Genomic DNA, 18,607 nt, shown 5'->3' with positions numbered 1-18,607 from the left:
CCTCCCACCTCAATCCACTTTACCAGTTACCCACAAAATAACCAGAGGAAGAATGCCCGTATTGTAGGTAACATGAAACTTACCTGGTTCAACATAAAAGGCGTCTCCTTCCTGAATGGGAAAACGCTCTTCTTCAATTTCCATTTCTCCGCGCCCACTCAGGATGAAATATACTTCTTCCTGATCAGGGTGAGCATGACCAGTAGTTTTACCATCAGGATAGACAATGGTATATCCCAGTTTCAGGCGCTGAGAAGGGGAATTCTCCGGGTCTATCAACCAGTAAGTATCTCTCAGGGTTTCTCCTTTTTTATCTTTCGCAAAATACCGAAAAGACCGATCACAAGTATCTGGTTCTACATTATTGATGTTAACCTTATACGCCATTACAGCATCTACCTCCTCTGTTCATTAGTTCCCAAAAGCTCTATGGTTTCTCCCTGTGAATTATCGGGAGATCCTCAACAAAAATGTGAATCACCGGGGGAGGGAAATACAGCCATACCCTTTCACCTTCCTGATAGCGCTCCTGGGCTGCAACCACCGCCTTTACCTCACTTCTTGGCTGGTCATCGAGAGAAACAGTAAGTACCACCTTATCTCCCTGAAATTCAAGTATCTTTACCGTCCCTGAAACAGAATTAGCTACCTTTCTTTCTCTGGAAACTTCAATTTGCTGAGGACGAATGCCCAACTCCACCTGGGAATCTACATATTTCGGATCCACTTCACCTTCAAAGGTAAAGAGGAATTCCTCTGTTTCACCAGGAATCACTATTTGATTGGTTCCTTTCGCCAAGGCAGGGATAAAGTTCATAGCCGGTTCACCAACAAAATAAGCCACAAACTTGTTGGCAGGATAATTCCAAATTTCCTCCACAGTTCCAATCTGCTGTAGTTCTCCCTGGTGAATTATCAACATACGGTCGCAAAGAGCAATGGCTTCTGCTTGATCGTGGGTTACATAAATTGTAGTAAGCCCCAATTCATCATGAAGATGTCGAATACGAGCGCGTATCTCGTGACGTACCTGTTGGTCCATATGGGATATGGGCTCATCAAGCAGAGTAACGTTTGGCTTTCTTACCAGGGCTCGGGCCAGGGAAACCCGCTGCTGTAGACCGCCAGGAAGTGAACCCGGACGTTTTTTGAGGTGTGGAGTAAGTTCCATTAACTCTGCTATTTCTTTTACTCTTTTGTCCACCTCGGGACCCTTAAGACCTCGCGCACGAAGTGGAAAAGCTATGTTCTCGTAAACACTTAGACGATAGTAGAGAGCGTAAGACTCAAAGGCCAAAGCTACATTGCGCTCAGCAGGGCTAAGATGATTCACCACTCGTCCATCAAAAAGTAACTCTCCTTTACTAATTTCTTCAAGACCAGCCAGCATTCTCAAGGTGGAGCTTTTGCCACTGCCTGAAGGTCCTAACACAGCAAGAAATTCTTTATCTTCGCAAACAAAACTCAAATTTTTTACACCGACTACATCCCCAGGATATATCTTCCAGAGATTCCTCGCTTCGACTCTGCTCACTCCTCAGAACCCCCTTTTCCTGTAAGCTTTACTCCCTTTTTGAAGAAGAAAATGCGCTGGGGGTCAAACTCTAACCACACCCGATCACTTTCTTGAAACTTGCAAAAACCTTCAGTACGCACGTAAAGGAAGACATTCTTGATATTAAAGGTAACTATGCTACTTTCATTTTCATGAATGATTGCATAAATAGGCAATTGGAAAGCCCTATCTGAAGTTCTCTCAGCTGAAAGCCTTATGTGTTCAGGTCGGATACCTAAGCGAGCTATTAATTTCCCATTAATCTGGTCTGCAACCGCTTGTGCTTTTTCAAAGAGTTCCCTATCAATTTCTAACTGTAGGGCATCGTTAACTCTGAAAAAGGCTCTATCTCCAGTCGTAAAAACTTCTCCATCCAGAAGGTTCATGGGAGGGTCTCCAACCAACCTACCCACAAAATCCGTCTGTGGATAATAGTAAATTTCTTCGGGAGTACCTTCCTGCTCAACCAAGCCTTTTCGCAAAACCACCATGCGATCTGAAAGAGCAAGTGCCTCCCGGAAATCATGAGTAACATAAATGATAGTGCTACTGTATTTTTTAGCAAGCTCTTTAAGCAGCGTTTGCGTGGAAAACTTTAGTCGGGCATCAAGATGAGCAATCGGTTCATCAAGTAGGTAAACTTCAGCCCTCCTCACCAATGCCCGAGCCAGCGAAACCCTTTGCTTCTGCCCACCACTCAAATGCTGAGGCAATCTATCAAGCAAACCACCAAGCCCCAGGAAATCAGCTATTTCTTGAACTCTCTTGCGTTCTTCTTGTGGTGATAACTTAAGACCCCAGCGGGGAGCCCGAAGCGGAAAGGCAATGTTCTCATAAACCGTCAAATGGGGATAGAGATTATAAGTTTCAAAGGCCATAGAAACATTTCTTTCTTGAGGAGGAAGATCGTTAACTTCGCGTCCGTTAAAAAATATTTTTCCCGAAGTAACTTTCTCTATACCGGCGATCATTTTCAAAATAGTGGTCTTGCCCGCACCAGTCGGACCCAGAATAGAGAAAAACTCTCCCTCGTGACAGGTAAAACTTACTCCTCTAATGGCTTTTTTCTTCCCATACAGCTTAACCACATTCTCAAGTCGCACTTCTGCCATGTTCACTCTTCCTCCTCTTCTTCCTCCTCTTCTTCAAGCGGACGAGGACCATACTTGAAAAGACATAAAGAGACTACCGTAGCAAGGATAACGCCTACCCACTGCGGAACATAAGCTTCCACAAATCTGAGCCAAAAAAGATTAAAAAAGGCCCAGCAGATAATTGACCAGAAAATCCAGTCTCCAGTTGACATACGTGGAAGTAACATCGCTTTCACCTCAATTAAAGCTCTCTTCTGTCAATAAAACGATGCACATCGGTATCAACCTTTCACCGCTCCAAAAGTCAATCCACGAATAATATAGCGCTGCATAAACCAGGCCACAAAAAGAGTCGGCAAGATAACAATGGCTGCTCCTGCTGCCATTGGCCCATACTGAACCTCAATAGACCCCCAGAAAGAGGAAATGAGCACCGTGACCGTTCGAGCGGTAGAGCGAGTAAAGAGAAAAGCATACAGGAACTCATTCCAGGACCAGATGAGACAAAACACCGTGGTTACCACAATCCCAGGACGAGCAAGAGGCAAAACTACTTTGCGGAAAATATCCACCCGGCTATAACCATCAACCATAGCCGCATATTCAAGCTCTTCGGGAATGTCTTTAAAAAAGCCATAGAGCAAAAAAGTGGCAAAAGAAGTGTTAAAGTAGGTGTAAAGAAGAATCAATCCCAGATGCGTATCAAGAAGTCCTGCCTTGCGGTACATCATAAAAAAGGGAATCGCCGCTACTACTGCGGGAAACATTCTGGTGGAAATGGTAGTGAACAAGAGATGTCCCTGACCGGTGTTCCAACGGGCAAAACTGTAGGCTGCAGGGACAGATACAAGAAGTACCAAAATAGTGCTTATAGCACTAACAATGACAGTGTTAAGAAAGTTATTCCAGAATGGATAATCACTAAACAAACGATGGAAATTTTCCATGGTAGGCTTAAAAAACACCAGTTTGCGCACATCGGTAGTAAAGATGTCATTAGCAGATTTAAAAGCAGTAAGATATATCCATACCAAAGGGCCAACTATTACAAAAAGCACCACTACAGTAATTAACCAGAAAAGCAATTTTCCCCAAGGTTTCAAAGTGCTCACCCTCTCTTTACCTGTTTCCACCAAGTGCTCTTATCAAGAACTTAAACATAACTGCACACAATGCTATGGTAAGGAGCAAAGAAAAAATAGCCATGGTAGAACCATAGCCAATATCAAAGTACACAAAGGCTGTACGATAGACAATCCAATCAAGGAGTTCTGTGCCTACGCCCCCTCTGGTTGTTCCATAAAGGGGATCAAAAAGTCGAATAAGCCACATGGTTCGCAAAACCACGATAATCATTATTAGGGGACTCAGCATGGGGAGAGTTAATCTCCGAAAGACATACCAGTTAGAAGCCCCATCCACTCGCGCTGCCTCAAAAACATCCTTAGGCAAACTCCTTAAACCAGCTACCAGCACAAACGTCGAAAAGGGAAACCATTGCCAGATAGTAATAAAACAGATAGTGTATAGCGCCCTCTCTGGAGCCCACCAGTAGACCTTATTCAAGCCAAGAGCGCTCAAAAGCATATTTACGGCTCCAAAATCATATTCAAACATGAAATTCCAGAGCAGAGAAAGAATTAAGGGCGCAACAAGAAGTGGTAAAAGGGCCAACCCTCTAACTACTCGCTCTCCAGGAAATTCTCTGCTCCAGAGCATGCCAAGCCCTAACCCTATAAGAAGTTCCGAAACTACACAAATAACCAGAACCTTAGCAGTCCGTCCCAGAGCTTCCAAAAACGACTTATCCCGAAGCAACTGACGGTAATTATCAGCACCCACGAAAATGGGGTTTCCCTGCATTCCATACTGGTGAAATGAATAGTAAAGGCAGTAAAATAAAGGATAAAGCATAAACACTGCCAGTACTATAATAAGGGGAATCAAAAGAGTCCATTTAAAATAACGTTCACTGGTAAGTATTTCCCACACAGTAGGCTTTCTGCCTATTCCACCTAAGGCTGATTGAATGGCTTTCTCGCTCATTGTTTCCTTTTAAACCTCCCCACTAATCAGATGCCGGGGTGTCCAGATAAGACGAACACCCCGGCTAACCCTCAGCTATCTATTCTTCTCGAATAGGTACATCATCAAATTTGGTGGTTAATTCAATAGTCTTGGCAACAGCTTCAGCAATAGCATCGTCAATACTAACTTCTCCAGACATTGGCTTATGGAAAACGTTCATCTGCATCTCGTAAACCTTGCCACCTGCTTTGGCGTTAAAATACCAGTAATCTGCAGTATACTTGGCTTGCTCTTTCCAGATATCAACCAGGTACTGGCAGACCATACCCAGCGGATAGCTGTTTTCAGGAGTATGCCATTCAGGATCCAGCAAAAGGTCCATTCTGGCGCTGAACTGGCCACCTTCTTTCATGAGCACTTTCTGAGTATCGTAAGCAGCTATATATCTCACCAACCAGTAAGCAGCTTCGGGGTTTTTGCTCGCCTTAGCAACACCAACCGACCAGGCACCGGTATAAGGCTGACCACCAATAGTGGGATAGATACCCAGTCTACCACCAGGAACGTGTTCTTTCAAAAGGTCCGCAGTCCAGGTAAAGAGACTGGCAAACTGATGTGGCTGAATAACAGCATATCCTTCTCCCTGTTGCGCACAGGCAAAGTCAAAGTTGGCAGTAAGACAACCAGCGGGAGCAAATTTAAGAAGAGACTGATACTGTTCCATAGATTCTTTAAGTTTTGCCTTATCTTCTTTAGTTATAACAAATTCCTTGAGATTGCCCTGTTCATCTCTTACTACAGTAGCATAGTCTCCGCCTTTACCCCAGAGCCAGCAGGTTATCTCATCGTTTATCTGGTAAGCTCCTGCCATTAGAGCCACTCCGTAGAGGTCATGATCGAGGGTCTCTCCCTTAAGGGTGTCACCTTTCTTTCTGGTAAAGAATTCTGCCTGGTCGTAAAGCTCTTCATAAGTTGTGGGTGGTTTCAGCTCATATCCATATTTTGCTTTAAAAGCTGCTTGTTCGGTGGGATCATCATAAACATCTTGGCGAATGAACATTCCCATGTGATAAGTGTAGAAAGGCAATACCATCTGCTTCCCTTCGCGGCTCTGACCGCAGATGAGAAGCACCGGCGAAATGTTCTCGATATCTTCTTTCAGGCCTTCCACACCGCGCGGATCATATTTTTCCGCCAGGTCTTCCAGAGGATAAAGGTAATCCGACCATTCATCGGTCCAGGAAGTCTCGACGTATACAACATCATAGTAACCGGTTCCCGCCATAAGCTCGACGTTCTCTTTGGAATAAACCACCGGAGAAGCAACACGTTCAATGTTTACCTTTACACCGGTAACTTTTTCAAACTCTTTAATGTACTCTATAACCTTATCCCATGCTGCACCGGTCTCCACCATCATGTTTATAGCTTTTTTGTTCTTAATTTCTGGAATGTCTTTCAAACCGAACTTGCTGTCTTGCGCAAAAGCAACCAAAGCAAAGCTCAAAACCAAAAACACACACAAAATAGCAACGTACAATTTTTTCATTACTGAACCACTCCTTTCCTACAAAATTTTTTACACCACTACCACTTCAAAACACTACCGCACAATCTTCTACAAAAGCCAAAACAGCACAAGCTCTTTACACTCTTGGCAACACCTCCTTTTATCAATTAATCTATCCTATCTAACACAGCGAAGCTAAAACCTGCTTCGCTATGTTTTCAGCGTAAAGGCCGTTTCTCTTCAATAAATACTCTCTCTTTCCCGCAGTACCAAAGTTACTGGATATACCAAACTTCAAAAGCTTAGAGGGTGCAACCCCCAACCTATGAAAAGTTCTCAACAAATTATCTCCCAAGCCCCCAATCAGGGAATGTTCTTCAATACTAACCACTAACTTAGAGTTGCTGGCAATCTTTCCAATCATTTCTCCAGCAAGAGGTTTCACAAAGCGAGCATTAAAAACAAAAACCTCATATCCCTCACCCTTCAGAATCTCAGCAACTTCTAACCCCACCTTTACCAGCTGACCCAGAGCGATAATGGTCACATCAGATTTATTGAATTCTCCTTCGGAGAGAAATTCCAAACACCCCACTTCAACCGGTCGATGCTTACCCTCGAAACTCCATTCCTCACCACGAGCTCCGAATCTAAGGTAAACAGGCCCTTCCCACTCCCCAAAAAGATATTTACTCATCAAAAATGCATCTTCATAATCACAGGCCTCAGCAATCACGATGTTATCGAGAGAAGAAAGAATGGCGATGTCTTCTAAGGCCTGATGGGTAAAACCTGCATATTGAGGAGAAAAGCCAGTATCGGTGCCACATATTTTCACGTTAAGTGACCACTTGCAAATGTCGGTACGAATTTGCTCAAAAGCACGCATGGTTAAAAAGGTGGCATATCCAGAAATCACAGGTATCATACCCTGCAAAGCGAGTCCAGCACAAACACTCATTCCCGTTTGCTCACAAATTCCACATTCTATAAGCCTTTCGGGATAGCGATTTCTAACTTTTTTAAAGCGAGAAGCCGAGTCTACCGAAACACAAACTACTTCTTTTTTGTCGAACTCTATAAGCTCAAGTAAGGCATCCTGAAAAGCTTCTCTTCTATTCACTAAAAGAACCCTCCAGATATTCCTTTACCGCACTTTCCGGCACACTACAGTAATGAGATCCAACTCTACTTTCGAGTTCACCAATTCCCTTACCTTTCACAGTTTTTGCCACCACAGCTAAGGGTTTATCTCCTCTACAACTTTTTGCCCTCAAGAAGAGATTCCACAATGATTCAAGATCATGACCATCTACCGTTTCTACCAACCAACCGAAGGCTTTTAGCTTCTCAGCAAGGGGATCTAAAGGATGCAATTCTTCAGTAAACCCGGAAAGTTGCAGATAATTGCGGTCTATTATGAGCACCAGGTTGCCAAGCTGGTAGCGAAGGGCAACGGGAAGGCATTCCCAGTTAGTCCCTTCGTTAAATTCTCCATCACCAGCAAGAACCCACACTTTATGGCTTAACCCCTTCATCTTCATAGCCAGCGCCAGACCAATCCCGATGCCCAAACCATGACCCAGAGAACCGGTAGCTGCATCAATACCCGGCACTCCAAGCTCAGGATGAATACCCAGAAGAGTTTCTTCTTGGCAACAATACTCTTCAAAAAGAGATTCGGTCAAAAAACCCTTTTCGGCAAGGACCGAATAAAGAGCCAAAGCTGCATGACCCTTAGAAAGGACAAACTGGTCTCTTTCCCTTGAGCGAAGATTTTCGTCGCTAACATTCAGGACACCATTGTAAAGACAAGTAAGTATTTCTACTATTGAAAGTGAACCACCAATGTGGCTCACCCCTGCCCTACAGGTAGCCTGAACGATCCGCTTGCGTACACGAGAAGCAAATTTTTCCAGCTCTTCTTTTTGCATCATGATCCTTCTAACAACAAGCTCAAAACTACTTAGTAAAGATTTCTTCAATTTTGCTCATGGCATCCGAAAAAGAACGGAGATTGTTAATCTGAGCACCTGAAGCTTCTATTTCATCCATAGAAAAGCCTTGAGCATCCCAGGTTCTGCGCACAAACTCCAGCTTTTCAAGTTTACTTGCAACCTCATCAGGCATTTCCAGCACAAAATCTTCCACCGCCTCCCCATCAAGAAGCGTTATTCCCCAGGTAATGGCGTCAGGATTCATGGTGATTACAATTGGTAAGCGAGAAAGTGCTTTCAGGTGCAGATAATCTTCGCCGGGACCTTTTCTGGTTGAGCAAACGAGTACCTTGGTAGGACTCTGTAGCTTTTCTACTTCCTCTACTGCTCTTTGGACCATGCGAATACCAAACCAGCGTAAATCAAGTTCAGAAAGCTCGATTTCCTTACTCTTTGCTTCTTCAAAAAGCTCTGGAGATTCTTCCCACCTTCCACTCATCATGGTGATCACTGATCTCCAGCCACTATAATCTACCCCTCGCAGTAAACCTCTCTGATATCCCCGCTTAACCGCCTGAGCAACCTGGTACACCTGAGGAGTGCAGAAGCAAGAAGTGGCATTGGTAGGAATACCCAGTTCGGTCAAAAACTCAATCACTTTCAAACCCGCTTTGGTGGCAGGAATTTTGATCATCACATTGGGGCCTATTTTAGAGAGCTGAAGTGCTTGGAGCTTCATTATTTCTTCATCTTTACTATAGCGAGGGTCCACCTGTACACAAACAAAACCATATTTTCTACTCCTACGGTAGAAATTAGAGAGAAACTTATCCACACCGAGTTTTCCTGTCATCCAGTAAAGATCAAACCAGGAAAACTGTTCACCAGTGTTTATCTTTGCCTGCTCGCTTTTTTCTTTGAGATAGGAAACCACGCCAGGGAAACTCTGGAGGAACTTAAGAGTTAGGGGGGGATTGGTGGTCACACCATCAAAAAAGAAAGTGCCAGCCTCATTATGGGACATCCATCTATGAAGGTGAGCAATGGTTTCCTCGTTAGCTCCATTTTCAGCAAGGTTAGAGAGGAATTTGCGGTAAAAACCAGGGTGTGCATCCCACCATATTTCCAGATCGGGGTTGTTCTTTTTGAGTAGCTCCAGCACCTGAGGACGTATTTCCTGGGTCTTTAAAGAAGACATGATAATTTTGCCTCCTTAAGTGAAAAATTTATCATGTTAAATTTCTTAAACATTTTAGAAGATCTTTTTTAACAGGTCAAGAGAAAAAATTCACGACAAAACTAAATTTCACGCATTCTTGTCCAGGAATTCAAAACTCACTAAAATCGCATTCACCACTGTGTTGCCCTGAAACAGAGCTTTTTCTTGACTAAAGACAAAGGGCGATATACAATGTTCTCAATTACTATTTCTATAGTTTTAGTAGAATTAAAATCTTAAGGGGGATTTCCCATGATTTACCTTGATTACAATGCAACTACCCCCTGTGATCCCAGGGTTAAAGAAGCAATGCTACCCTATCTGGAAGCACAATTTGCTAACCCCTCTTCTCTTCACACTCCTGGACAAACCGTTAGAAAGGCTATTGAAGAGTCCCGAAAAAAAATTGCCGAACTAATCAATGCTCAGCCAGAAGAAATTGTCTTTACTTCCGGGGGAACTGAAGCCAACAATCTGGCTATCAAGGGAATTGCTTACAAAAAAAAGAAAGGGCACATTATCACTTCTTCTATAGAACATCCAGCAGTACTGAGAGTGTGCAAAGCGTTACAAAAAGAAGGTTTCCAGGTCACTTTTTTACCGGTGAACCATCAGGGAGTGGTTGACCCTGAAGATGTACGCAAAGCCATAAACAAAGATACCACCTTAATTTCCATAATGCATGTTAATAACGAAACCGGCGCCATCCAACCTATCAAAGAAATTGCTAAAATCAGTAAAGAGTATGAAATACCTTTTCACGCTGATTGCGTGCAGAGCATAGGCAAAATCCCTGTCGACCTTAAAAAAATAGGAGTAAATCTCGCTTCCGCCTCGGCCCATAAATTTTATGGTCCCAAGGGAGTGGGATTTCTGTACATAGAAAGAGGAATCAAGCTGGCTCCGCAAATTATAGGTGGACATCAGGAACGAGGGTTAAGAGGAGGCACCGAAAACGTCCCCGGCATAGTAGGATTGGGGGAAGCTGCAGCTATTGCTCGTAAAGAGATGCAAGAAGAAATTTCTAAAATAGAAGCACTTAGAAACACGCTGGAAAAGGGCATCAAAGAGCGCATACCAGAAATCAAAATCGTTTCTGAAAATGCGGCGCGTATTCATAACACCTCGCTGGTTCTTGTAAAATATGTGGAAGGCGAATCCATGCTCCTGAGCCTCGACCTGGAAGGAATATGTGCATCCAGTGGTTCAGCCTGTACTTCTGGCTCTCTGGAACCTTCACATGTTCTTTTAGCTTGCGGAATACCACCTGAAGAAGCTCACGGTTCTTTGCGATTTAGCCTTGGAAAATATACCACCAAAGAGGAAATTAAAACCGTGCTTGAAGTGTTTCCTAAAATAGTGGAAAGGTTAAGGAGCTTTTCTCCCTTTAAAATTTGAAAAAGAGGTTGAGTAAAATGTACAGCGAAAAAGTTATGGACCATTTTCGCAATCCGCGCAATGTGGGCAGGATTGAAAATGCAGATGGGGTAGGACAGGTTGGAAATCCCATTTGTGGTGACGTAATGACCATCTATCTCAAAATAGAGGACGGAATCATCAAAGACGCCAAATTTGAAACTTTCGGCTGTGGTGCTGCTATTGCCACTTCTTCCATCGCAACCGAATTGATTAAGGGGAAAACCCTTCAGGAAGCTTTAAAAGTAACCAACAGAGTCGTAGTGGAAGCCCTGGATGGATTACCCAAAAACAAGATCCACTGCTCGGTACTTGCTGAGGAAGCCATTAAAAAAGCCATCGAAGACTACCTCCAGAGAAAGGAAGCCTCAAAAAATGCTGAGTAAATGGAAAAACCTTCTTGAAAAATTATCAGCTATAGAAGACCTGGAAGAGGAAGAAATAGCAGAAATTCTGGATGCCCAGGATCCAGAACTGGAAAAGGAACTTTTTCAACTCGCTGACCAGAAACGCAAGAAGTATGTGGGAGACGAAGTCCATTTAAGAGGCTTGATAGAGTTCTCCAACTTTTGCCGCAAAAATTGTCTCTACTGTGGACTGCGTAAAGACAATAAAACCCTCAAAAGATTTCGCATGTCACCTGAGGAAATATTTTCAGTAGCTGAAAGGGCTCACCGTCTGGGTATTCAAACCATAGTACTCCAGTCTGGTGAAGACCTCCATTACGATGCAAAAACCCTTGCTGAACTCATCTGGAAAATCAAAAAGCTCGGCGTTGCCGTAACCCTGAGCGTAGGGGAGCGGGAAGAGGAAGAATACATAATATGGAGGGAAGCAGGGGCTGATCGGTTTCTTTTGAAACAGGAAACCTTTGACCGAGAATTATTCAGCAAGTTGCATCCCGATGACGATTTTGACCAGCGCCTTCGCTGCCAACAAAAACTCATGGAAATAGGTTTTCAAACTGGAAGCGGAAACATAGTTGGTCTTCCCTGGCAAACGACTAAACACTTAGCGCACGATATCAAAATGTTCCAAAAAATGGACTTTGACATGATAGGTATTGGCCCCTTCATACCCCATCCTTCAACACCGCTTGGCCAGCACCATACAGACACCCAGCTAAAACTCAAATTAACTTTGAAAACCGTTGCTCTAACTCGAATTCTGACCAAGAATGCCCACATTCCAGCCACTACTGCTTTGGGAACCCTGGTTGCTGGAGGTAGGGAATTGGCTCTCCGCTGTGGAGCGAACGTATTGATGCCCAACCTGACACCGCTTGCTTACCGTTCAAGCTACGAAATCTATCCCGGGAAAATTTGCATACAGGAAAACTGGGGAGCTTGTATTCCCTGCATGAAGAAAATGGTCGAAAAAATGGGTCGGAAAGTAGCTACCAACCCCGGCCACAGCCTCAAAAACCGTAGCCGGGTTCACTCTTAAAATTCAGGCTCCGTATTTTCCAAGTCGCAGGCCATTTGCAAGTATTAAGCTCATTAAGGCTCGAGCAGGAAAATGGCCAAGGTAACCTTTTCTACACTCTCTTTCTGTAAAGCGCGAAGCTTCATCACACCCTGCATGGGGAGAGAAAAGAAGCACCGGAGAGGGATGCCAGGAATGACTCCCCAGCAAAGAGGGCGTAGAGTGATCACCTGTGATGACCAGAACATCAGGTTTAAGCTCCAAAATACGCGGTATAAACTGGTCGAAATACTCTATACATTCCACTTTTCGCTTGAAATTACCATCTTCACCAGCTTTATCGGTGTCTTTGTAGTGCACAAAGAAGAAATCATAATCATTCCAGGCCTTTTCCAGATATTCAACTTCATTTTCAAAGGTTCCTTCTAACTCCGGAGTGTCAAATCCAAAAAGCCTGGCAATACCTTTATACATGGGATAAATAGCAATAGCCAGGGAACGCACGCCATAACGTTCAGGAAACTTTTCAAGCACAGGAGGTTTAGAAAAACCTCGCAAAAGAATAGCATTGGCTTTCTTTTCGGTAGAAAGCAGTTTCTGAGCCTTTTCCAAAAACTGCTTTATCACTCTGGATGTTTTTTGTGAAGCTTCATCCAAAGCTTCTGGAGCATAAGGAGCAAGTCCTTCTTTCTGAGGGTCAGTGTCTTTAATCCTGTCACCCAGTCCCTCTCCTCTCAGCACCATTACGAAACGATGTTCTTTGCCTGGCTTAAGCAAAATCTGGACCCCTTCAATTTCACCAATGTTTTCGCTTAGAAGGTTAACCAGGCGCACACATTCCTCTGTTGGAATGCGGCCCGCGCGACGATCAATTATTAAGCCCTGCTCATCACGAGTGGCAAAGTTGGCTCGTGCTGCCACATCATTTGGACCAAGAGCCATGCCAACGCCAAGAGCCTCGAGAACTCCCCTGCCAATAATCAATTCCTCGGGATTGTAACCAAAAAGGCCAATGTGACCTGGGCCACTACCAGGAGTGATACCGTAATTCACCGGATACATAAGCCCCAGCACGCTACGCTGAGCCAACCGGTCCAAGTTAGGAGTATGGGCTGCTTCAAGCTCTGTTTTAAAGTCAAAATCGGGGTGCGGAATTCCGCCTAAACCATCAGCTACCAAAAGTACCATTTTGCTTTTGCCCTTTTTAAAAAGATCCTTCAAATTCTCAAGAACATCTGGCACAGGATTCACTCCTTTCTTTCCCACCAATGAGTAAGCGTGTAGAACAGATTTATATTACCACACATACACTCCAAAAAGAAAAAGGCTGCATAGAACAGCCTTTTCAAAGCAGAAACCGTCCCAAAATTTTGTTTATTAGCGAATTAATAAGCGTACAGCTTTCCGTAGGGTCTGGTCGTCAAAGGAAAAATTTTGAAAAAGGTCTCTTTTGAGAGGTCCGGCAAATCAATGCCCAGGTCACTGGCAAACTCCTGGATATAAGGCTCTATAAACTCCAAATCCTCATTGGTCGCCTCAGAAAAAGCAATGCCAGGACCAACCTGCGATTTTTCAATTTTACCGCGAACAAAAATCTTACCTCCATGCATACCGGAAGCCACAAACTCTCCTACCGGAGAAGTGTCGTTTTCTCCCATACCCAGCACAACTATCAAACCGCCAGCCATATACTCTCCTAAAAAATCTCCCGTTCGTCCTCCTACAACAATAACCGGGAAGTCATCGAGATATGACTTCATGTGTATTCCCACTCGGTAACCTACATTACCTCGAATCCATACTTTTCCGCCTCTCATACCATAACCGAGAATATCTCGAGCGTCTCCCTCTATGATAATTTTGCCAGCATTCATGGTGTTACCCACTCCATCCTGGGCGTTACCCTTAACCTTCAGGATAGCTCCATCCATGAACACACCCAGGTCATCACCGGGAACACCAACTATTTCTATTTCACCCTCCCCAGAAAGTCCCCGGCCAATGTAGCGTTGCCCATTCACGTTAATCAACTTCAATTTGCGTATACCATCGGTCCAGAGCTTCTCTATCAGTGCGTTAACTTCACGATAATGTTTTCCTTTACAGTCTATAACCTTCATACTTCAATCCCTGCCCCTTCAACCATGTGTTTGCGGTAATTCTTGGGTAAGCTTACCAGACCAAAGTTTTCTGCAAGAAGCTGATCCTTAAAATCAGTTACTGGAATTTGCTCGCGCATCATATACACAAAAAGACCGGCTTTTTCAATATCGCCTACCAAAACTATTCCTACCACACGATCATCTTTGAGAACTATTTTCTTATAAATACCCTTCTCTTTACGAACCAGGACTTCAAATCCTCTAGCATCCCTGGGATTTACCAGACCTGCCGAGACCAGGGCCATCCCACCAAATTCCAGAGAATTCATGGGGATGCTACCCGGGTAACGAACCTGCTTGCCCGCCATGTTGGAACCTGCGACCCTGCTCTGAGCAACTGCCTCTGGCCATATTGCCACTACACCATACTCTCCTGTAAGAGCATTCTTAGTCTGGGCACAATCTCCACCTGCATAAACATCTTCTCGAGAAGTCATCTGAAATTCATCAACCACAATTCCCCTATCAATTTCAACCCCTGAACCAGACAACCAATCAACGTTAGGTCTTACTCCAATGGCAACGATTGCTACTTCTTCAGATAACCTTTCTCCACTCTGCAAAACAACTTCCCCAAGACGATTACGCACTGCTCTGAACTCAGAAACAGTATTTTCTTTAATAACCTTCAATCCAGCATTTCTGAGCGCCTCTTCAAGATAAGAAGAGCCCTCTTCATCAAGCATGTTAGAAAGTAAGCGAGGCGCAAGTTCCACCAGAGTCAACTCAAGACCCATTTCCAGGAGTGCCTCACAAGTCTTTAAACCGATGAAACCTCCTCCCAGAACCAGCACCTTTTTCAAACCAAATTCTTTGAGATAGGAACGCAAAAGTTCCATGTCTTTCTTTCTGGTGAAGGTAAAAACTCCCGGAAGGTCTATCCCGGGGATAGGCGGAAGAATGGGAACACCCCCTACTCCGATAAACGCCTTATCGAAACTTACATTTCTCCCATCCGAGAGTTCTACTTTCTTCTGTTCTGGCCACAATTTCACTGCTCTGGTATCCCAAAGAACAGCAACAGAATTTAGTACTTCTTTCAGTACCTGGCCATGATAGGCAACCCCTTCACTCTTTGAACCAAGAGCGTAGGTAATCAGAGGCCTTGAGTAGCACTCTTTTTCTTCACTCAAAGCCACAATCTCAGCGTCTTTTTCTAAATCCAGAATCGCCTTAGCAGCCCACCAGGATGCTACCGAAAAACCTACTAAAAGATATTTCGTTCTCAAGTCTCCCTTACTCATAAGTCAACGCCTCATTAGGACAATTTGCCACACAAACTGGCAATTTTTCTCCAGCACAGAGGTCACATTTACTGGCAACTTTTTTTTCTCCTTTTTCTCTTGTCACTGCCCCAAAAGGACAGCTCATAATACACATCCAACAACCTACACACTTTTCCTCATCGCAACGCACAACGCCTTCCTCATCGCGATACATGGCACCAGTCATACAGTTCTCTATGCACCGCGCTTCTTCACAGTGCCTGCACTGGAGGGCAAAGGAAATATACTCTTTTTCTTCAACCCTTACTCGGGGTAAAGGCCGAGGTTCTTCTTTAAAAGCCTTTATTATTTTGCCACTCCGAGAATGCTTCACCAGACACATAATTTCACATATGCGACAACCAATGCAGTACTCTTCATGAATGTGAATTTTCTTCACCTTACCATCCCTCACCAGCAGGTTTCACTCCTAATATTTTCATTTCTTCCCGAGTAAGTCCTACCGCCCGAAGATGTTCTCGGTTGCCCCGTAGACTTTCTATAGCGTTTATACCCATGCCACCCAACATTTCCTTAATTTCAAAAGCCCAGGCACGCAACAAATTAACCAACCTGCGCTTGCCTATATTGGGATTCAAACGCTTGGTCAGATAGGGATCCTGGGTGGCTATTCCCCAGTTACATTTCCCGGTGTAACACTTTTGGCAAAGATGGCAACCCATAGCTACCAGAGCAGCGGTACCAATGTAAACAGCGTCTGCTCCCAGAGCAATAGCCTTAATCACATCAGCACTGGATCTTATCCCTCCCGCAATAACCACTGAGGCTCTCTGGCGAATGCCTTCTACACGCAATCTCTCATCTACCTGAGCCAAAGCAAGTTCTATAGGAATCCCCACGTTATCCCTTATCACCTGAGGAGCTGCTCCTGTACCACCCCGAATACCATCAATAGCCACCACATCAGCCCCAGCGCGTACAATACCAGAAGCAATAGCAGCCACATTGTGCACGGCAGCTATTTTCACAAACACAGGTTTTTCATAATTCGTAGCTTCTTTAATAGCAAAAATCAGCCTTTGCAGGTCTTCTATAGAATAAATATCATGGTGCGGTGCAGGGGAAATAGCATCACTACCTACAGGGATTTTGCGAGTCCGGGATATCTGTTCAGTAACTTTCTCTCCGGGAAGATGTCCCCCTATACCGGGTTTGGCTCCCTGGCCTATTTTGATTTCCACGGCTTTGGCAACTCTCAAGTAATCCCTGTGGACTCCAAAGCGCCCTGAAGCCACCTGAACTATAATGTGGTCTCCAAAAGGATAAAAATCAGGGTGTAGACCACCTTCACCACTGTTACAGTAAGTACCAGCTTCCCAAGCTGCTTCAACCAGCGAACGAAAAGCATTATAGCTAATTGAACCATAGGACATGGCTGAAAAAAGAACTGGAACCTCAAGCTCCAGTTGTGGAGCAAGCTTCGTCTTCAGGATTGGCTGGTCAAGACTCCAGTCAACGTCGAGATAGTCCTCCTTTTTACCTAAAAACGTTTTGATCTCTATGGGTTCTCGCAGAGGATCTATGGAGGGGTTGGTAACCTGACTGGCATTGAGGAGCAGGTGATCCCAGTAAATCTTGTAGGGCTGGTCACAACCCATGCCTGTGAGCAAAACTCCACCTGTTTCAGCTTGTTTATAGAGATTCCTCAAATGGGCAGTACTCCAGTTGGCGTTCTGGCGAAAACCCTCTTCTCTTCTTACTACCTGCAATGCATTGGTGGGGCACAAAGTTACACATCTCTGGCAACCAACGCATTTTTCTTCTTCACTAAAAACCTTTTCTTCTTCCTCATCAAAAAGATGCACATCGTTAGCACACTGGCGTACACATACCTGACAGTCAATGCACCTTGAGCTATCACGAACGACCTTAAATTCAGGAAACAGCAAGCTTTTGGCCATATAACGATTCTTCACCCACCTTACCAAGAATAACCTCTCCAGCTCGCAAGGGTACCACCAGATCCAGATCAGGCTGGATTTCCCTGATAGCACACTCTTCGCTGGAAAGATAAAAAGTAGCACCCTTCCAAGCAGCAACCATGGGGCGTAGCTTGATTCGGTCCACCATCCCAAACATTCCCCCATCAAAACCCACGATAATGCTGAAAGGACCGTTCAAAAGAGCCCCACCAAAATTGATTCTCATAGCGCGATAAAAGCTTTTCTGAGGTTCTTCCATGCGTTCTATCTGCACCCAGAAGGGACTAGCAAAAATGGCACCAAGGTACGACATTGGAACACCCTGTTTTCTTACAAAAAGATCCACCAGGTAAGCTATGACCTCGGTATCCGTCTGGAGATTACAATAATAACCAAAATTTTGCAGATAGCGACGATTGATGCCGTATGAAGAGATTTCTCCATTATGAACTACCGACCAGGAAAGTAAGCCAAAGGGATGAGCGCCACCCCACCAGCCTACGCTATTGGTGGGAAAGCGACCATGGGCAATCCAGCAATACCCCTTGTACTCTTCAAGCCGGAAAAGTCGTCCAACATCCTCGGGATAACCCACACCTTTAAAAATGCCCATGTTTTTGCCACTGGAAATTACATAAGCGCCGTCTATACCGGCGTTGATCTTCATGACTACTTTAACCACTTCGTCTTCTTCAGAAGAAGAATTGCCCCGAAAGCGTAAAAAATAGCGCTCAAAATAAGGATAATCAGTTATTTCTTTTATTTCTCGTAAGGGTATAGATTCCTGATGTTCTATAACAAAAACCTCCCGCAGGAGGTTTTCCACATCCCCCCTGCGGTTCCGGTTGTCATAAAGAACATGAAAAGCGTAAAGTTCTGCATACTGGGGATAAATACCGTAAGCGGCAAATCCCCCACCCAATCCATTGGAACGTTCATGCATTACTGCAATAGATTTTATGATTGCTTCTCCATCAATCAATTTTCCATCCCGATTCAGGATTCCTACTACTGCACAACCAGAAGGAACCCGACAAACCTCTTTCATAGAAA

At 44.3% G+C, this 18,607-nt stretch carries 19 protein-coding genes; 3 read left to right on the top strand and 16 right to left on the bottom strand.

Annotated elements, in window-relative coordinates; all coding sequences use genetic code 11:
* Positions 1–9: 9 nt before the first annotated feature.
* The 10 genes from QBE54_RS03895 to QBE54_RS03850 form a co-directional block, all read right to left on the bottom strand.
* On the bottom strand, positions 10–387 hold the full coding sequence (locus QBE54_RS03895) for a dimethylsulfonioproprionate lyase family protein (protein ID WP_369019041.1): 378 nt from the start codon (positions 385–387) through the stop codon (positions 10–12).
* Between the two features lie 40 nt (positions 388–427).
* Complete coding sequence (locus QBE54_RS03890) at positions 428–1,534, bottom strand: ABC transporter ATP-binding protein (protein ID WP_369019040.1); 1,107 nt, start codon at positions 1,532–1,534, stop codon at positions 428–430.
* A complete protein-coding gene (locus QBE54_RS03885) occupies positions 1,531–2,667 on the bottom strand; it encodes an ABC transporter ATP-binding protein (protein WP_369019039.1) in 1,137 nt (378 codons plus the stop codon). Before QBE54_RS03885 ends, QBE54_RS03890 begins: the two co-directional genes overlap by 4 nt.
* 2 nt (positions 2,668–2,669) lie before the next feature.
* The gene (locus QBE54_RS03880; RefSeq protein ID WP_369019038.1) at positions 2,670–2,876 is read right to left on the bottom strand and encodes a hypothetical protein; all 207 of its coding nucleotides are present in this window, start codon (positions 2,874–2,876) and stop codon (positions 2,670–2,672) included.
* Positions 2,877–2,930: 54 nt separating this feature from the next.
* Positions 2,931–3,761 (bottom strand): carbohydrate ABC transporter permease, encoded by an 831-nt coding sequence (locus QBE54_RS03875; protein WP_369019037.1) that lies wholly within the window; start codon positions 3,759–3,761, stop codon positions 2,931–2,933.
* 7 nt (positions 3,762–3,768) lie between these two features.
* Complete coding sequence (locus QBE54_RS03870; protein WP_369019036.1) at positions 3,769–4,695, bottom strand: carbohydrate ABC transporter permease; 927 nt, start codon at positions 4,693–4,695, stop codon at positions 3,769–3,771.
* Between the two features lie 79 nt (positions 4,696–4,774).
* Complete coding sequence (locus QBE54_RS03865) at positions 4,775–6,226, bottom strand: ABC transporter substrate-binding protein (protein WP_369019035.1); 1,452 nt, start codon at positions 6,224–6,226, stop codon at positions 4,775–4,777.
* Between the two features lie 142 nt (positions 6,227–6,368).
* Positions 6,369–7,310 (bottom strand): transketolase family protein, encoded by a 942-nt coding sequence (locus QBE54_RS03860; RefSeq protein WP_369019034.1) that lies wholly within the window; start codon positions 7,308–7,310, stop codon positions 6,369–6,371.
* A complete protein-coding gene (locus QBE54_RS03855) occupies positions 7,303–8,121 on the bottom strand; it encodes a transketolase (RefSeq protein WP_369019033.1) in 819 nt (272 codons plus the stop codon). Before QBE54_RS03855 ends, QBE54_RS03860 begins: the two co-directional genes overlap by 8 nt.
* A gap of 28 nt (positions 8,122–8,149) precedes the next feature.
* Positions 8,150–9,322 (bottom strand): transaldolase family protein, encoded by a 1,173-nt coding sequence (locus tag QBE54_RS03850; RefSeq protein ID WP_369019032.1) that lies wholly within the window; start codon positions 9,320–9,322, stop codon positions 8,150–8,152.
* 273 nt (positions 9,323–9,595) lie between these two features.
* Between QBE54_RS03850 and nifS the strand changes: the two genes are divergently transcribed.
* From nifS to hydE, 3 genes are read left to right on the top strand one after another with little or no spacing between them, the layout of a single operon-like run.
* Positions 9,596–10,741 carry a cysteine desulfurase NifS gene (gene nifS, locus QBE54_RS03845; RefSeq protein WP_369019031.1) on the top strand — a complete coding sequence of 382 codons (1,146 nt, stop codon included), beginning with the start codon at positions 9,596–9,598 and terminating at the stop codon, positions 10,739–10,741.
* Between the two features lie 17 nt (positions 10,742–10,758).
* The gene (nifU, locus tag QBE54_RS03840) at positions 10,759–11,145 is read left to right on the top strand and encodes a Fe-S cluster assembly scaffold protein NifU (protein WP_369019030.1); all 387 of its coding nucleotides are present in this window, start codon (positions 10,759–10,761) and stop codon (positions 11,143–11,145) included.
* The gene (gene hydE / locus QBE54_RS03835) at positions 11,135–12,205 is read left to right on the top strand and encodes a [FeFe] hydrogenase H-cluster radical SAM maturase HydE (protein ID WP_369019029.1); all 1,071 of its coding nucleotides are present in this window, start codon (positions 11,135–11,137) and stop codon (positions 12,203–12,205) included. Before nifU ends, hydE begins: the two co-directional genes overlap by 11 nt.
* 3 nt (positions 12,206–12,208) lie before the next feature.
* Here hydE and QBE54_RS03830 read toward each other — a convergent pair whose 3' ends face one another.
* From QBE54_RS03830 to QBE54_RS03805, 6 genes are all read right to left on the bottom strand, one after another.
* Positions 12,209–13,426 (bottom strand): 2,3-bisphosphoglycerate-independent phosphoglycerate mutase, encoded by a 1,218-nt coding sequence (locus tag QBE54_RS03830; protein ID WP_369019028.1) that lies wholly within the window; start codon positions 13,424–13,426, stop codon positions 12,209–12,211.
* Between the two features lie 143 nt (positions 13,427–13,569).
* Positions 13,570–14,304, bottom strand: coding sequence for a hypothetical protein (locus QBE54_RS03825; protein WP_369019027.1), 735 nt, complete (start codon positions 14,302–14,304; stop codon positions 13,570–13,572).
* Complete coding sequence (locus QBE54_RS03820) at positions 14,301–15,590, bottom strand: NAD(P)/FAD-dependent oxidoreductase (RefSeq protein WP_369019026.1); 1,290 nt, start codon at positions 15,588–15,590, stop codon at positions 14,301–14,303. Before QBE54_RS03820 ends, QBE54_RS03825 begins: the two co-directional genes overlap by 4 nt.
* Positions 15,583–16,011: a 4Fe-4S dicluster domain-containing protein gene (locus QBE54_RS03815; protein ID WP_369019025.1), complete on the bottom strand. Its 429-nt coding sequence runs from the start codon at positions 16,009–16,011 to the stop codon at positions 15,583–15,585. The genes QBE54_RS03820 and QBE54_RS03815 overlap by 8 nt, the downstream gene beginning before the upstream one ends.
* A 1-nt stretch (position 16,012) precedes the next feature.
* A complete protein-coding gene (locus QBE54_RS03810) occupies positions 16,013–17,533 on the bottom strand; it encodes a glutamate synthase-related protein (RefSeq protein WP_369019387.1) in 1,521 nt (506 codons plus the stop codon).
* Positions 17,508–18,602, bottom strand: a complete 1,095-nt coding sequence (locus tag QBE54_RS03805; RefSeq protein ID WP_369019024.1) for a glutamine amidotransferase family protein — start codon at positions 18,600–18,602, stop codon at positions 17,508–17,510. The genes QBE54_RS03810 and QBE54_RS03805 overlap by 26 nt, the downstream gene beginning before the upstream one ends.
* Between the last annotated feature and the right edge of the window lie 5 nt (positions 18,603–18,607).

Origin of the sequence: Thermatribacter velox (assembly GCF_038396615.1) — a bacterium.
Lineage (GTDB): Bacteria > Atribacterota > Atribacteria > Atribacterales > Thermatribacteraceae > Thermatribacter > Thermatribacter velox.
This window is presented reverse-complemented; position numbering and strand designations above follow the sequence as displayed.

Bases quoted from the DNA above. Each gene is read 5' to 3' on its own strand.
- QBE54_RS03810 (WP_369019387.1), bottom strand. From the start codon at position 17,533: ATGGCCAAAAGCTTGCTGTTTCCTGAATTTAAGGTCGTTCGTGATAGC.
- hydE (WP_369019029.1), top strand. From the start codon at position 11,135: ATGCTGAGTAAATGGAAAAACCTTCTTGAAAAATTATCAGCTATAGAA.
- QBE54_RS03855 (WP_369019033.1), bottom strand. From the start codon at position 8,121: ATGCAAAAAGAAGAGCTGGAAAAATTTGCTTCTCGTGTACGCAAGCGG.
- QBE54_RS03885 (WP_369019039.1), bottom strand. From the start codon at position 2,667: ATGGCAGAAGTGCGACTTGAGAATGTGGTTAAGCTGTATGGGAAGAAA.
- QBE54_RS03880 (WP_369019038.1), bottom strand. From the start codon at position 2,876: ATGTTACTTCCACGTATGTCAACTGGAGACTGGATTTTCTGGTCAATT.
- QBE54_RS03865 (WP_369019035.1), bottom strand. From the start codon at position 6,226: ATGAAAAAATTGTACGTTGCTATTTTGTGTGTGTTTTTGGTTTTGAGC.
- nifS (WP_369019031.1), top strand. From the start codon at position 9,596: ATGATTTACCTTGATTACAATGCAACTACCCCCTGTGATCCCAGGGTT.
- QBE54_RS03870 (WP_369019036.1), bottom strand. From the start codon at position 4,695: ATGAGCGAGAAAGCCATTCAATCAGCCTTAGGTGGAATAGGCAGAAAG.
- nifU (WP_369019030.1), top strand. From the start codon at position 10,759: ATGTACAGCGAAAAAGTTATGGACCATTTTCGCAATCCGCGCAATGTG.
- QBE54_RS03850 (WP_369019032.1), bottom strand. From the start codon at position 9,322: ATGTCTTCTTTAAAGACCCAGGAAATACGTCCTCAGGTGCTGGAGCTA.
- QBE54_RS03805 (WP_369019024.1), bottom strand. From the start codon at position 18,602: ATGAAAGAGGTTTGTCGGGTTCCTTCTGGTTGTGCAGTAGTAGGAATC.
- QBE54_RS03825 (WP_369019027.1), bottom strand. From the start codon at position 14,304: ATGAAGGTTATAGACTGTAAAGGAAAACATTATCGTGAAGTTAACGCA.
- QBE54_RS03895 (WP_369019041.1), bottom strand. From the start codon at position 387: ATGGCGTATAAGGTTAACATCAATAATGTAGAACCAGATACTTGTGAT.
- QBE54_RS03820 (WP_369019026.1), bottom strand. From the start codon at position 15,590: ATGAGTAAGGGAGACTTGAGAACGAAATATCTTTTAGTAGGTTTTTCG.